Here is a 13,093-nt window from a genome sequence, read left to right as displayed (position 1 = left end):
CGATTCAGGGCCTCTGCAGCAACAGCTGTTTCATCTCGGCCACCGCCGCGGCCAGGCCGCTGAATACCGCACGGCTGATGATCGAGTGACCGATGTTCAACTCCCGGATCTGCTCGATCGCCAGAATCGGCTTGACGTTATGGTAGTCGAGGCCATGTCCGGCGTTGACCTGCAGACCCAGGCTGTTGCCATACTCCACTGCCTGGATAATTCGCTCCAGCTCTGTCTGACGTTGCTGGGGGTTGGCGGCGTCCGCATAGTGCCCGGTATGGATCTCCACCACCGGCGCACCCACCGCCACGGCTGCATCGAGCTGACTGGGGTCTGCATCGATAAACAGAGAGACACGGATCCCCGCCTCCTTTAGTTCTGCGCAGTAATCGGTCATGTAATCCTGGTTTGCAGCGACCTCAAGCCCCCCCTCCGTGGTCAACTCCTCGCGACGTTCCGGCACCAGGCAGCAGTCGGCGGGACGAAATCGGGAGGCAATTGCCGCCATTTCGGCGGTGGCCGCCATCTCCAGGTTCATGCGGGTCTGCAGCATGCCTGAGAGGATCTCCACATCCCGGTCTTGGATGTGGCGCCGATCCTCCCGCAGATGCAGGGTAATGGCATCAGCCCCTGCCTGCTCGGCCACCAGCGCCGCCTGCACTGGCTCCGGATAGCGGGTGCCTCGGGCCTGACGCAGGGTCGCCACATGATCGATATTGACCCCCAGCAAAATCTCTCGCTCTCTGCTCATTCCCAGTCCTTCAAAATGTAGTGGTGTGGTTTTCCCGGTTCAGGGTGTGCTGCGGAACAATTCACGGCTCTTCAGCGGTTTATTGCCAAGATAGAAGGCCAACACTCGGCGCATCAAGCCACGTGCCTCCTGAATGGTGCGGCGCTCGCTGAAGTCGCGTCGATGCATTCCGAGCATAGTGGCGCCATGCACCACCATCGGTGAGCGCGTACGTCCCGTCTCAAACACCACAGGCCCATGTTCGATATGGAACTCATAGAGCCGCTCTGCCTCGATTTTGTCGCCGTTATCGGCCTCCTGGTCCAGCAGCAGTCCATAGCCAAGCTCATCCAGTAACTCCAGCTCGAAGTGGCGCAGAACCGCTTCCATCGGCTCTGCTGTCGCCAGTGCGGCCAGGGTATTGCTGTAGTGGAGAAACAGCTGGGGATGGGGATCTTCCCGCTGCAGCAGGCGGGTCAGCAATTCGTTCAGATAGAAGCCACAGTAGAGGTGGTTGCCCTGCAGTAGCAGTGCGCGCCCCTCCAGTTCCGATTTACTCAGGGTCTTGACCTCGCCCCGCCCTTTGAGAGAGACCAGCAGCGGTCTGAAGGGCTGCAGTATCGCTCCCAGCATCGAGCGCCCAGAGCGCGCGCCTCGCGCAATCGCCGGCAGCCGTCCCTGCTCCGGGGTGAAGAGCTCCAGCAACAGGCTGGTGTTCCGGTACTCCCGGCGGTGCAGAATAAAGCAGGGTTGCAGCGCGTTATCGACCACTAATCGCTATATCCGAGCCGCGCCAGCGAGGCCTCGTCGTCAGACCAGCTCTTTTTCACCTTGACCCAGACCTCGAGATACACCTTGCAGCCAAAGAACTGTTCCATCGCCTTGCGTGCCTGGCTGGCAACGATCTTCAGCGCCCCACCCTGCTTGCCGATGATGATAGCCTTCTGCCCCGGCTTCTCCACCCAGATCACCGCGTTGACGCGGTAGATGCCACCCTTCTCCTCGAACCGTTCGATCTCCACCGAGACCGCATAGGGGAGCTCTTTGGCGTAGCGACGGGTAATCTGTTCGCGCACCATCTCGGCGGCGAAAAACTTCTCCGGCCGGTCGGTTAGCTGCTCTTCAGGGTAGAAGTTATCCGCCAGCGGCAGACGCTCGAGACCAGCTTCTCCAGCGCATCGACATTGTGACCGTTGCTCGCCGAGATCGGGATGATCTCAGCAAAATCATAGCGCTCAGCCATCTCAGCCAGAAACGGCAACAGCGCCTCTTTCTGGTTCACCTGGTCGACCTTGTTGACCGCCAGAATCACCGGCATGGTGCGTTCCTGCAGCAGTCCTAATACCTTGGCATCCTCTCTGGTCCAGCGCAGCGCCTCCACCACGAAGATCACCACATCCACATCCACTACCACCGTCTTTGCAGTGCGGTTGAGATAGCGATTCATGGCATGGTCCGCCCGCTCGTGGATGCCAGGGGTATCCACATAGATCACTTGCCCCTGCTCGAGGGTCTTGATGCCGAGAATGCTGTGTCGGGTGGTCTGCGCCTTGTGCGAGGTGATGGCCAGCTTCATACCGATGATCCGGTTGAGCAGGGTCGATTTGCCTACGTTGGGACGTCCAGCGATAGCAGCATAGCCGCAATGGTTGTTCAGCTCACTCATCTTCCAGTCTCTGTAACATAGCTGCCGCAGCGGCCTGTTCGGCACGACGACGGCTCGAACCTGAGCCATCGCTCTCCTGTTCAAGGGCCTCGCTCCGGCACTTCACCGTGAAGGTCTGGGCGTGTTGATCACCGGTGATGTCGATCACTTGGTAGCTCGGTAGTCCGATCTTGCGCGCCTGCAGGTGCTCCTGAAGGCGGGTCTTCGGATCCTTCTGTTGCGTNTTCAGATCAAGCCCGGTGAGCAGTGACTCGAATATCTGCAGGATAACCCGACGGGTAGTTGAGTAGTCGCTGTCGAGGTAGATGGCTGCCAGGATCGCCTCCACCGCGTCGGCCAGTATTGAATCCCGAGTCTGACCACCACTGCGCAACTCACCGGGCCCGAGTCGCAGATGGTCGCCAAGTTTCAGCCCGCGGGCGATCTTGGCCAGGGTTTCGCGTTTGACCAGCGATGAGCGCAACCGGCTGAGTTGTCCTTCGCTGGCGCGCTCGAATTGCTCAAACAGGGCATCGGCGATGACAAAGCCGAGGATAGCATCGCCCAGGAACTCGAAACGCTCGTTGTTTTTGCCACCGACACTGCGGTGGGTCAGCGCTTGCTGCAGCAGCGCTGGATTGTGGAATTCATAGCCGAGGGCCCGGCAGAGGCTACTGAGTGGAGGGGTCAATTGGCGGCTAATTCGACAGTGTCATTAAAGGAGACGATGGCGTCCAGATTCCCCATCAGGGGGATGCGTACCTCATAGGATACCCTGACGATGGTGGTACTCCCTTGGCGCTCCACCTTGACGTGCTCTTTCTTCACTGTACTGATGTAGTTGACTTCCATCCGGCGCAGGAACGCCTTACGAATCTCGGACAGTGATTTACGCCCGATGAGGGACTCGGCCTGCAGCGATTCCAGCGCTGACCTGACGGTAAAATGCTCCGTGTAGACCGGTATGATCTTGATCGCCATCAGCGCAACCGCGCCTACCATGACAAATACCAGCAGCATGCTGATAGCTGTCATGCCACTCTCTCTGTGCGTGCTATACATTATCAAATACCTTTCCTATGCTATTGATATTATTAATTTATTGCCCGCCCAATTCGTTCCCATGAGATCGGGAAACCCGTTTTCTCACCATCCCAGTTCATCCAGATGGCAAATGCTTCTCCGATCAGATTCTCTTCAGGCACCAGTCCCCAGCAGCGACTGTCGTTGCTGTTGTCCCGATTGTCCCCCATCACAAAGTAGTGGCCCTCCGGTATCGTGAAGGGGCCACGTGACAGCACATTACATCCCATAGCGAGATCGGGCGCCATGGGGTGCATCAGGATCTCGTGCTCAACCCCATTCAAATCTTCCACCGCCCTGAGATAACCGCTGATCCTGGCACCACCGCCAGTACCGTTGTAGATCCCCACCGGGGTCTGTTGCATCGGTTTACCATTAATATAGAGGACCTTGCCGCGGTAGTGGATGGTATCACCGGGTACCGCCACGATACGTTTGATATAGTCAATCCAGGGTTGTTTGGGATAGCGGAAGACCGCCACATCGCCGCGCTGCGGTAGATCGATATCGATAACCTTTTTGTTCAGCACCGGCAGGCGGATACCGTAGCTGAACTTGTTAACCAGGATGAAGTCCCCCACCAGCAGCGTCGGCATCATCGAGCCGGAGGGGATGCGGAAGGGCTCCACCAGAAACGAGCGCAACACCAGCACCGCGAATATCACCGGGAAGAAGGAGCGCGCATACTCCACCATCAGGGGATCGCGCGGTGCGCCTACGGCCCGTTCGTTTCTCGCTGGCGCAAAGAAGAGCGCATCGATCAACCAGATGCCGCCAGTGATGGCGCTCGCCACCACCAGGAATGTGGGGAAATCGAAGTTCATAAGCGTCTATCTACTCCAATATCGAGTTGCCGAAATCGCTGGCTAGACTGGTCATCTACACTCAGCTGAATCTTTTCAAGAAAACCGCTGCAGGCCGACTCAATCCTTGCCGACCTTCAACACGGCGAGAAAGGCTTCCTGCGGGATCTCCACCCTGCCCACCTGTTTCATACGTTTCTTGCCCGCCTTCTGTTTCTCCAGCAACTTGCGCTTGCGGGTGATATCACCGCCGTAACATTTAGCGGTGACATTTTTGCGCAGTGCCTTGACCGTGGTGCGGGCGATAATCTTGCTGCCGATGGCGGCCTGGATCGCCACCTCGAACATCTGCCTAGGAATGATCTCCTTCATCTTCGCAGTCAGATCCCGGCCACGGGAGTCGGCCTGGCTCTTGTGCACGATGATGGAGAGTGCATCAACCTTCTCACCGTTGATCAGGATATCGAGCTTGACCAGCGGTGCCGTCTGAAAGCGGGCAAACTCATACTCAAACGAGGCGTAACCGCGGCTCACCGACTTCAGCCGGTCGAAGAAGTCGAGCACCACCTCGTTTAGTGGCAGTTCGTAACTGAGCTGCACCTGGCCACCCAGGTACTGCATATTCTTCTGTGTGCCGCGCTTTTCGATACAGAGGCTGATCACATTGCCCAGATGCGCCTGCGGCACCAGGATGGTGGCGTTGATCAGCGGCTCACGCACTGCCTCGAACTTACCGGGATCGGGCAGGTCGGAGGGGTTCTCGATCTGGATTGTGCTGCCGTTATTCAACAGCACCTCATAGACCACCGAAGGCGCAGTAGTGATCAGGTCGAGGTTATACTCCCGCTCCAGCCGCTCCTGGATGATCTCCATGTGCAGCATGCCGAGAAAGCCGCAGCGGAAACCGAAGCCCAGCGCCTGGGATGTCTCCGGCTCATAGTGCAGGGCGGCATCGTTGAGGCGCAGTTTCTGCAGCGCATCGCGCAGGTTTTCGTAGTCGTCGGAGCTGACCGGATAGAGCCCGGAGAAGACCCGCGGATGCATCTCCTCGAAGCCCGGCAGCGCCTGCTCTGCCTTGCGGTTCTCCAAAGTGATGGTGTCGCCCACGGGTGCGCCGTCGATCTCCTTGATGCCGGCGATGACAAAACCTACCTCGCCGCTGGAGAGCAGCTGCTTGTCGAGCCGCTTGGGGGTGAACACACCCACCTTCTCCACCTGATAGCTGCGTCCGGTGGACATAATGTGCATCTTGTCCTTGCGGCGGATCTCGCCGTTCATCACCCGGATCAGTGAAATCACACCCACATAGGGGTCGAACCAGGAGTCGATAATCAACGCCTGCAGTGGTGCCTCCCTGTCTCCCTCCGGCGGCGGAATTGTGGCCACCAGGTCTTCCAACAGATCGGGAATGCCGAGACCGGTCTTGGCGCTGACCTTGGTGGCATCGGTGGCGTCGATGCCAATGATCTCCTCGATCTCGCTGATCACCCGCTCCGGCTCCGCCGAGGGCAGGTCGATCTTGTTCAGCACTGGCAACACCTCCAGCCCCTGCTCGATGGCGGTGTAGCAGTTGGCGACACTCTGCGCCTCTACGCCCTGGGCCGCGTCCACCACCAGCAGCGCACCCTCGCAGGCGGCTAGAGAGCGGGAGACCTCGTAGGAGAAGTCCACATGGCCAGGGGTGTCGATAAAATTGAGTTGGTAGATCTGGCCATCCCGCGCCTGGTAGTCGAGGGTGACACTCTGCGCTTTGATGGTGATACCGCGTTCCCGCTCCAGCTCCATCGAATCGAGCACCTGCGCCTCCATCTCGCGATCGCTCAGACCACCGCAAGCCTGGATAAAGCGGTCGGCAATCGTTGACTTGCCGTGATCGATATGGGCGATGATGGAAAAGTTACGGATGTGACGCAAATCTGTCATTGGCTCAGTGTTACCTTGGCGCGGAAAAAACGGAACTTGCCTGATTAGGCAAGTTCCGTCTGTCGGCGTACAACGCCGAAGCGGTCGATCATACCAAATCAACCGCCATTCAAATAGTTCCGCAACCCTATTTCATCCAGAAAGTACTCACTGAGCAGTTCACCATCGCTTCCCACCAGCACTGGTACACGCGTGTCATAGCGGGCACGGAGGGCAGCATCGGCATCGATCTCCACCAGCTGCAGCTGAAAGCTATCCGCCCCATCTATGGACTGTAGCTGTGTCAGCATATCCTCACACAGATGACAGCCGGGGCGGATATAAAGGGTCAGCTGCCTCATTCCGCCGGCATGCGTAGCGCCAAAAAGATCGGTCCGCTACGGCGGTGAACCAGCACTGCCACGGTCTTGTTGGCTGGCAGTTCTGCCACCAGCTGGTTGAACTGCTGTACACTCTCGACCTTGCGCTCGTTGATCATCAGGATCACATCCCCCTCCTGAATACCGGCAACCCGAGCGGCCTCGCCAGTTACCGAATCGACCATCACCCCCTGATAGGGCGGTACTGCCAGCTCACTGCGCTGCTCACGGCTCAGATCGGAGACCATCAGCCCGAGACGATTCGACATCACCTTGGGCGCATGGGTCTCGGCCAGCTCGATCGCATCTTCCGCGGGCAGCTCACCGATCTGGACCATTACCTCGAGGGTGCGACCGCCGCGCTGCACGGTCACAGCCACAGGGCGATCAATCGGGCTAGCGCCCACCAGCGGCGGCAGATCTGAGGAGCTCTTCAGCTTGGTGCCGTTATAGCTGAGGATCACGTCGCCCACCTGCAGGCCCGCTTTGGAAGCGGGGCTGCCGGGCAGTACCCGTGCAACCAGAGCGCCTTGGGGGTGTTGCATGCCAAAGCTCTCGGCCAGATCGCGGGTAACATCCTGGATCAACACCCCGAGCCAGCCGCGACTGACCCGACCTTTGCTCTTCAGCTGCTCGGCTACGTTCATCGCCACCTCGATGGGGATGGCAAAAGACAGTCCCATGAAACCACCAGAGCGGCTGTAGATCTGTGAGTTGACCCCCACCACCTCGCCATCCAGGTTGATCAGCGGGCCGCCGGAGTTACCCGGATTGATCGCCACGTCGGTCTGGATAAAAGGTACATAGTTCTCGCTCGGCAGGTTGCGCCCCTTAGCGCTGACGATGCCGGCGGTGACCGAGTGATCGAAGCCAAACGGTGTGCCGATCGCCAGCACCCACTCGCCTACTTTGAGCTTTTCGGCACTGCCGGTCTTCACCACCGGCAGATCCTCCGCCTCGATCTTGATCAGTGCGATATCGCTGCGCTCGTCGCTGCCGATCACCCGCGCGCTGAACTCACGGCGGTCATTCATACGCACGATGATCTCATCCGCACCGGCGACCACATGATTGTTGGTGAGGATGAAACCATCGGGGGAGATAATGAAACCCGAGCCCAGCGACTGCTGCTCCCGCTCCTGATCCGGCAGGTCGAAGCCATGTTCACCGAAGAAACGTCGCAGCAGCTCACCAAAAGGACTGTTCTCTGGAATATCAGGGATGTTGAAGCGCTCCATCTGCCGCCGGATGCTCTGCTGCTGACGAGTGCTGATGTTGACCACCGCCGGCGCATTCTGCTCAACAAGCTCGGTAAAGTCAGGCAGGCTTCTCGCCTGTAGCGGGGCGGTAAAGAGCAATACAAGGAGAAGAAACGGAACTGTGGATACCGTTCGCTGCATAAAACTCATTGGTAACTCCTGGAGGTTATTCGATTCGGATCGTGGGGCTCAGCCCAATCTGATCGGATGGGAATACGCTGAACGCAAGATCTCCGGCTCATACAGTGCGTCAGTTCGATGCCGACTGGCGAAGCCTCTTGCACCGATCAACCCGGCTATCAGTCCCAGTAGACCGCCGATAATGCTGCCGAGTTCCCCTTGACCTATTTCCATCCAGCGAACCAGTTCCAGGCCCGCAATGGCACACAGGATGAGTGTAAATATCGGCAGCAGGTAGGAGACCAAAGAGGCACGGAGCAGAGCCCGCTCATCGAGACCGATCACCACCTGCTGGCCTGCCTTTGCCTCGATTGGATTGCGCACCCGAAGCTGCGGATGACGACGTTTGAAGAAGCCAGCGATCACCGAGGTGCCACAACTCGATCCGGCCTGGCAGTTCCCGCAAGCCGCCTGCTGCTGGGTCTCCACCAGAGCATAGTCGCCATCACAGGTGATGACTCTGGCAGACTCCTCGATCATGGCGATTCGGCAGCGTTGTAGCGCATCGCCTCGACCACACTCAACAGGGTGATCGCCGGCACTTCGCCCACTGCGGTGATCTGGTGATCAGCACGCCGCCCACCCCAAGCGTTGATCGCACCCAGACGTGATGCGCCCTCCAGCGCCCCCCCCTCGCCTGCCGCTTCGATGAAGATGGAGAGAGAGGCTAGCCCGTCACTTAACACATAGTGGTCGATTACACCGCCATTAGCGGTGTCTGGCACCCTGGAACGGCTGGTCACCACAAAACCGGCGGGCAAGGATTCAAAGTGCCACTGAGGCCTGTCCGACTCTATTTCACTCCGTGGCAGGTCTGATTTACGGATGGTGATGCCACGCTGTTTGTTGGATTCGTCGATGTTCCACTCGGCGACACCGATCTCGAGGCTGGTGAACATGGTCTGTTCCAGCGCCTGCCCCTGCTCATCCATCAGGTCCGACTTGAGTGGCAGGGCGCTCTCCTGATCGAGATAGAAACGATAGCCGTAGCGGTAGTCATCCCGTGGGATGATCGCCACCACCTTCGACTGATGGCCCGCAATCCGGGCCGTGCCGAGGGTACGAAATGCGTAGTGAGGGGTGAGTTTGTCGAGGTCTTGGGGTAGCAGATCGAGAAACTTGTTGCTGGGTGGGCGCTTATCGATGGAGATTTGCTGGCTCTCGGGGCGAACGCAGGTGATTGAGCGTTTATCGCGAATCACCTCCCGCGGGGCACCGTTGAGTGAGATCAGATGCTCCCTGATCTGGCCATCCTCTACTGCATGCACCACCCGGATACTCTCCAGCTGGTTGTCGTGCAAATAGATGAATGTGCCCTGATAGTTCAGAGCGCGTACCGCGGTCATCATCCGTTCCAGCCATCGGGCGGCCTCCCGCTCTTTCTCGGCCGTTGCGGCCAATCCTGTGGTCAGGTTCAGCGCCAGCAGGACACCAAAAAAAATCTGTGCAGCGATGCCCGCTGGACGACCTATCTGCATGCCTCTCCACTCCAACACGACAAACCTGTCGAATAACGGTTGATCATTTGGCCACGTCATAACTGACAAAGGTGGCGTAAGGCATGATGCCTTTCATGGTGTTGGCCGGAGCGTATCCTGATGATTGACCAGATAACTATTGAGTTTGGTCTCAACGTCGGGGCGGGCCAGCAGCTCCCAGCGGGTGCCCCCAGATTGGCTATAGATGGTCTCTACCGGTGGCTTTTTCACCGCCACCGTGGGGGAGAGTGTGGCGACCGGTCATCATTGATCAGCTGTGGGACCATAGTGACCGCAACCAGCGCCACTGAGGCGGCGATGGCAGTACCTGCCACCGGTTTCAGCCAGGACGCCGGGCGGCGTTTGACCATTCCCGGCGCAATGATGGTAGGTTCACGCTCCAGGCTGGCGCTGATGGCGCTTGCCAGATCCGGCTGCACCAGCGAACCCAGTTCCTGACGCATCGCATCGCCTATTAGATGATAACGGGCCCAGGCCTGTTGCTCTGACGGTGTTTCAAGCAGCCGACCGATGTGCCGGCTGATTTCGTGTTCGCTTAGCTCGTCATCCACCAGTGCAGATACTTTTTCGCGTTCTTGTTCGCTCATCTCACCACCCGTGCTTATGGGTTAATCAACGGTTGTAACCGTTTGTCTATCGCCTCTCGCGCCCGGAAGATACGGGATCTCACAGTTCCCACCGGGCAGGACATCGCCTCAGCGATCTCCTCGTAACTCATGCCTTCCAGTTCACGCAGGATGATGGCAGTGCGCAGGTCTTGCGGAAGCGCGTCGATGGCATCCTGAACGGCGGCACTGATCTCGCTGCTGAGCAGATGATTTTCCGGTGTGCCGTACTCTTTCAGACGATGCCCCTCATCCAGCTGTTCGGCGATCTCGGGCTCCACATCCCCACTCGGCGGGCGACGACTCTGGGCAACGAGGTGGTTCTTTGCGGTATTAATCGCAATCCGGTACAGCCAAGTGTAGAAAGCGCTGTCACCACGAAATCTAGGGAGCGCCCGGTAGGCCTTAATAAAAGCCTCCTGGGTAACGTCCAGCACCTCGTGTGGATCCCGAATGTAACGGGAGATCAGATTCGCGATCTTCTGCTGATACTTGAGCACCAACAGGTCAAATGCCTTTTTGTCGCCCTTCTGCACACGGATGACCAGTTCCTGATCCACTTGTCGCTCGCCCATCCGGGCCCTACCCTCCCTCATGACCTGACACGTCCCTGCGCTCAGTCTGATTGACACTCCAGATTCTGAATAGTTCGCCGCATCTACCGGTAGATTAATTCTGTTCTACAAGCCCTTGATTTAGGCTAGGATGCGGCGATGCAATGCGAGTCGCATTATCGCTGTAATAGTAGGCCTCCGCAATCATGTCCACCGACCATCAGCACGACGTTTTGATCATCGGCAGCGGTGCTGCCGGTCTTTCCCTGGCGCTGCGTCTGCACCCTGATCTGAAAGTCGCGGTAATCTCCAAACGCCAACTCGAAGAGGGCAGCACATTCTATGCCCAGGGGGGCATCTCTGCGGTGCTAGACGAGGAGGATACCCTCTCCTCCCATGTGGAGGACACCCTTAACGCCGGCGCCGGGCTCTGCGAAGAGAAGACGGTTCAACTGGTGGTGGAACAGGGCCCGGAGAATATCCGCTGGCTGATGGAAAACGGTGCCAAGTTCACCCGTGACGACAACTCGGCCAGTAGCGGCGGCTACCATCTGACTCGTGAAGGGGGGCACTCCCACCGGCGGGTGATCCACGCCGCAGATGCCACCGGCCGCGAGGTGGAGACCACCCTCGAGGCCCAGGTGATGGCGCGCGCCAACGTGGAGCTGTTCGAATACCATATCGCCATCGACCTGATCACCAACCGCAAGCGCCGCCAGAGCGGCGTCAACCGCTGTGTGGGAGCCTACATTCTTAACCAGAAACAGGGCCGGGTTAAGACCTTCCGCGCCCGTTTTGTAGTGATCGCCTCCGGTGGCGCGAGCAAGGTCTACCTCTACACCAGTAATCCGGACGTCTCTACCGGCGACGGCATCGCCATGGCCTGGCGCGCTGGCTGTCGGGTCGCCAACATGGAGTTCATCCAGTTTCACCCCACCTGCCTCTACCATCCCGAGGCACGTAACTTTCTGATCAGCGAGGCGGTGCGCGGTGAAGGGGGCCGGCTGTTGCTGCCCAACGGGGAGCGTTTCATGCAGCGCTTCGACCGGCGCGGAGAACTCGCCCCGCGAGATATCGTCGCCCGCGCCATCGACCATGAGATGAAACGTATCGGCGCCGAATGCCTGTTCCTCGATATCAGCCACAAGCCGGCTGAGTTCATCACCGAACACTTCCCCACCATCTACCAGCGCTGCCGCGACTTGGGGATCGACATCACCCGCGAACCGATTCCGGTGGTGCCCGCCGCCCACTACACCTGCGGTGGCATCTACACCGATCATCACGCGCAGACCGATCTGCCGGGGCTCTACGCTATCGGTGAAACTGCCTACACCGGCCTGCATGGCGCTAATCGGATGGCCAGCAACTCGCTGCTTGAGTGCCTAGTGTTTGCCGGGCAGGCCGCCAAAGATATTAGCGAACAGGCAGACCAGGTAGAGATACCCGGTGAGTTGCCTCACTGGGACGAGAGCCGGGTGACCGACTCTGATGAAGAGGTGGTGGTGGCCCATAACTGGGATGAACTGCGCCGCTTCATGTGGGACTACGTGGGCATAGTCCGCTCCAACAAGCGCCTGGAGCGAGCCAAACGTCGGGTCGACATGTTGCGCATGGAGATTGGTGAATACTACAGCAACTTTCGTGTTACCAATGACCTGCTGGAGCTGCGCAACCTGGTGGAAGTGGCCGATCTGATCATCCGCTCGGCGCAGATGCGCCGCGAAAGCCGTGGCCTCCACTACACTCTCGACTTTCCGCGCACCGACGACCTGGCCCAACGCCATCCGACAGTGCTGATCCCAGACAACTACTCTCCCAGGACGCTGCCCTGACGGAATTCGAATTCCGGGGTGGAATTCCGGGGACAGTATACCTATTCCCAGAAGACGCTGATGCAGTAGCATAGACCACCGATTTTTTACAGGCCATTCAGGGAGGAACAGCATGGCAAGGATTGCCCGAGTGGTATTGTCTGATGCCCAACCATGTCCACCTCGTGTTGACCCCAAACACAGAGAGCGGCTTGCGAACCGCTTTGGCTGAGGCCCATCGCCGTTACACCCGGCGTGTCAATTTTCGATATGGCTGGCGGGGTCACCTCTGGCAGAAGCGGTTCCACTCTTTCCCCATGAATGAAACGCATCTTGCGGCGGCGATTCGATATGTCGAGTTGAACCCCGTGCGTGCGATTGTGTCCGGACTGGGCAAATTACCCACCGAGCCTGCTCAGGATGACGTGGAATACATCCGGGTTCATACACGCACCGGCCGCCCACTGGGTGACGCGCCGTTTATCCAGGCAGCTGAGTCACTGACTTGCCGGATTTTGACGCCACAAAAGCCGGGTAGAAAACCGGGGAGCCATTCCGCTGCAGTGAATGGGAAATAAGTATACTGTCCCCGGAATTTCACCCGGAATTCCAATGTAACCATTGATTGAAGCCGTATCCGCTCAGGGT

The 13,093-nt window shown here is 58.6% G+C and carries 14 protein-coding genes and 1 pseudogene; 2 read left to right on the top strand and 13 right to left on the bottom strand.

Features of this window, described 5'->3' with window-relative positions; genetic code table 11:
* Positions 1 to 4 precede the first annotated feature (4 nt).
* The 13 genes and pseudogenes from pdxJ to rpoE form a co-directional block, all read right to left on the bottom strand.
* Complete coding sequence (gene pdxJ, locus RIFP1SYM_RS02500) at positions 5 to 742, bottom strand: pyridoxine 5'-phosphate synthase (RefSeq protein WP_005959070.1); 738 nt, start codon at positions 740 to 742, stop codon at positions 5 to 7.
* A 39-nt stretch (positions 743 to 781) separates the two neighbouring features.
* The gene (gene recO, locus RIFP1SYM_RS02495) at positions 782 to 1,492 is read right to left on the bottom strand and encodes a DNA repair protein RecO (protein ID WP_005959069.1); all 711 of its coding nucleotides are present in this window, start codon (positions 1,490 to 1,492) and stop codon (positions 782 to 784) included.
* Positions 1,492 to 2,387, bottom strand: a pseudogene (gene era / locus RIFP1SYM_RS02490) (GTPase Era). The gene recO and the pseudogene era overlap by 1 nt, the downstream one beginning before the upstream one ends.
* On the bottom strand, positions 2,380 to 3,057 hold the full coding sequence (rnc, locus tag RIFP1SYM_RS02485; RefSeq protein ID WP_005959066.1) for a ribonuclease III: 678 nt from the start codon (positions 3,055 to 3,057) through the stop codon (positions 2,380 to 2,382). Before rnc ends, era begins: the two are co-directional and overlap by 8 nt.
* Positions 3,054 to 3,401 carry a DUF4845 domain-containing protein gene (locus RIFP1SYM_RS02480; protein ID WP_006474417.1) on the bottom strand — a complete coding sequence of 116 codons (348 nt, stop codon included), beginning with the start codon at positions 3,399 to 3,401 and terminating at the stop codon, positions 3,054 to 3,056. Before RIFP1SYM_RS02480 ends, rnc begins: the two co-directional genes overlap by 4 nt.
* Before the next feature lie 59 nt (positions 3,402 to 3,460).
* Positions 3,461 to 4,273 carry a signal peptidase I gene (gene lepB / locus RIFP1SYM_RS02475; RefSeq protein ID WP_006474416.1) on the bottom strand — a complete coding sequence of 271 codons (813 nt, stop codon included), beginning with the start codon at positions 4,271 to 4,273 and terminating at the stop codon, positions 3,461 to 3,463.
* 99 nt (positions 4,274 to 4,372) lie between these two features.
* Positions 4,373 to 6,175, bottom strand: a complete 1,803-nt coding sequence (gene lepA, locus RIFP1SYM_RS02470; protein ID WP_005959063.1) for a translation elongation factor 4 — start codon at positions 6,173 to 6,175, stop codon at positions 4,373 to 4,375.
* A 98-nt stretch (positions 6,176 to 6,273) separates the two neighbouring features.
* Positions 6,274 to 6,516, bottom strand: a complete 243-nt coding sequence (locus RIFP1SYM_RS02465) for a glutaredoxin family protein (RefSeq protein WP_005959062.1) — start codon at positions 6,514 to 6,516, stop codon at positions 6,274 to 6,276.
* Positions 6,513 to 7,943: a DegQ family serine endoprotease gene (locus tag RIFP1SYM_RS02460; protein WP_005959061.1), complete on the bottom strand. Its 1,431-nt coding sequence runs from the start codon at positions 7,941 to 7,943 to the stop codon at positions 6,513 to 6,515. The genes RIFP1SYM_RS02465 and RIFP1SYM_RS02460 overlap by 4 nt, the downstream gene beginning before the upstream one ends.
* A gap of 39 nt (positions 7,944 to 7,982) precedes the next feature.
* Positions 7,983 to 8,453, bottom strand: a complete 471-nt coding sequence (locus tag RIFP1SYM_RS02455) for a SoxR reducing system RseC family protein (RefSeq protein ID WP_005959060.1) — start codon at positions 8,451 to 8,453, stop codon at positions 7,983 to 7,985.
* Positions 8,450 to 9,451: a MucB/RseB C-terminal domain-containing protein gene (locus RIFP1SYM_RS02450; protein ID WP_006474413.1), complete on the bottom strand. Its 1,002-nt coding sequence runs from the start codon at positions 9,449 to 9,451 to the stop codon at positions 8,450 to 8,452. Before RIFP1SYM_RS02450 ends, RIFP1SYM_RS02455 begins: the two co-directional genes overlap by 4 nt.
* Before the next feature lie 227 nt (positions 9,452 to 9,678).
* Positions 9,679 to 10,059, bottom strand: a complete 381-nt coding sequence (locus RIFP1SYM_RS02445; RefSeq protein ID WP_005959057.1) for a sigma-E factor negative regulatory protein — start codon at positions 10,057 to 10,059, stop codon at positions 9,679 to 9,681.
* Between the two features lie 14 nt (positions 10,060 to 10,073).
* The gene (gene rpoE, locus RIFP1SYM_RS02440) at positions 10,074 to 10,652 is read right to left on the bottom strand and encodes an RNA polymerase sigma factor RpoE (RefSeq protein ID WP_006474411.1); all 579 of its coding nucleotides are present in this window, start codon (positions 10,650 to 10,652) and stop codon (positions 10,074 to 10,076) included.
* A 185-nt stretch (positions 10,653 to 10,837) separates the two neighbouring features.
* Here rpoE and nadB point away from each other — a divergent pair, with 185 nt between their 5' ends.
* Positions 10,838 to 12,466, top strand: coding sequence for an L-aspartate oxidase (gene nadB, locus RIFP1SYM_RS02435; RefSeq protein ID WP_005959055.1), 1,629 nt, complete (start codon positions 10,838 to 10,840; stop codon positions 12,464 to 12,466).
* A 143-nt stretch (positions 12,467 to 12,609) separates the two neighbouring features.
* On the top strand, positions 12,610 to 13,023 hold the full coding sequence (locus RIFP1SYM_RS16815; RefSeq protein WP_081417688.1) for a transposase: 414 nt from the start codon (positions 12,610 to 12,612) through the stop codon (positions 13,021 to 13,023).
* The last annotated feature ends 70 nt before the right edge of the window (positions 13,024 to 13,093 follow it).

The organism is endosymbiont of Riftia pachyptila (vent Ph05) (assembly GCF_000224455.1).
Taxonomy (GTDB): domain Bacteria; phylum Pseudomonadota; class Gammaproteobacteria; order Chromatiales; family Chromatiaceae; genus Endoriftia; species Endoriftia persephonae.
Note: the sequence above shows the minus strand (reverse complement) of the source record. Positions and strands in the feature narration are given on the sequence as shown.

What these genes read in the sequence shown, in the direction of transcription:
- pdxJ (WP_005959070.1), bottom strand. Translation starts at nt 742, where the DNA reads ATGAGCAGAGAGCGAGAGATTTTGCTGGGGGTCAATATCGATCATGTG.
- RIFP1SYM_RS02480 (WP_006474417.1), bottom strand. Translation starts at nt 3,401, where the DNA reads ATGACAGCTATCAGCATGCTGCTGGTATTTGTCATGGTAGGCGCGGTT.
- lepB (WP_006474416.1), bottom strand. Translation starts at nt 4,273, where the DNA reads ATGAACTTCGATTTCCCCACATTCCTGGTGGTGGCGAGCGCCATCACT.
- lepA (WP_005959063.1), bottom strand. Translation starts at nt 6,175, where the DNA reads ATGACAGATTTGCGTCACATCCGTAACTTTTCCATCATCGCCCATATC.
- RIFP1SYM_RS02465 (WP_005959062.1), bottom strand. Translation starts at nt 6,516, where the DNA reads ATGAGGCAGCTGACCCTTTATATCCGCCCCGGCTGTCATCTGTGTGAG.
- RIFP1SYM_RS02460 (WP_005959061.1), bottom strand. Translation starts at nt 7,943, where the DNA reads ATGAGTTTTATGCAGCGAACGGTATCCACAGTTCCGTTTCTTCTCCTT.
- RIFP1SYM_RS02455 (WP_005959060.1), bottom strand. Translation starts at nt 8,453, where the DNA reads ATGATCGAGGAGTCTGCCAGAGTCATCACCTGTGATGGCGACTATGCT.
- RIFP1SYM_RS02450 (WP_006474413.1), bottom strand. Translation starts at nt 9,451, where the DNA reads ATGCAGATAGGTCGTCCAGCGGGCATCGCTGCACAGATTTTTTTTGGT.
- RIFP1SYM_RS02445 (WP_005959057.1), bottom strand. Translation starts at nt 10,059, where the DNA reads ATGAGCGAACAAGAACGCGAAAAAGTATCTGCACTGGTGGATGACGAG.
- rpoE (WP_006474411.1), bottom strand. Translation starts at nt 10,652, where the DNA reads ATGGGCGAGCGACAAGTGGATCAGGAACTGGTCATCCGTGTGCAGAAG.
- nadB (WP_005959055.1), top strand. Translation starts at nt 10,838, where the DNA reads ATGTCCACCGACCATCAGCACGACGTTTTGATCATCGGCAGCGGTGCT.
- RIFP1SYM_RS16815 (WP_081417688.1), top strand. Translation starts at nt 12,610, where the DNA reads ATGCCCAACCATGTCCACCTCGTGTTGACCCCAAACACAGAGAGCGGC.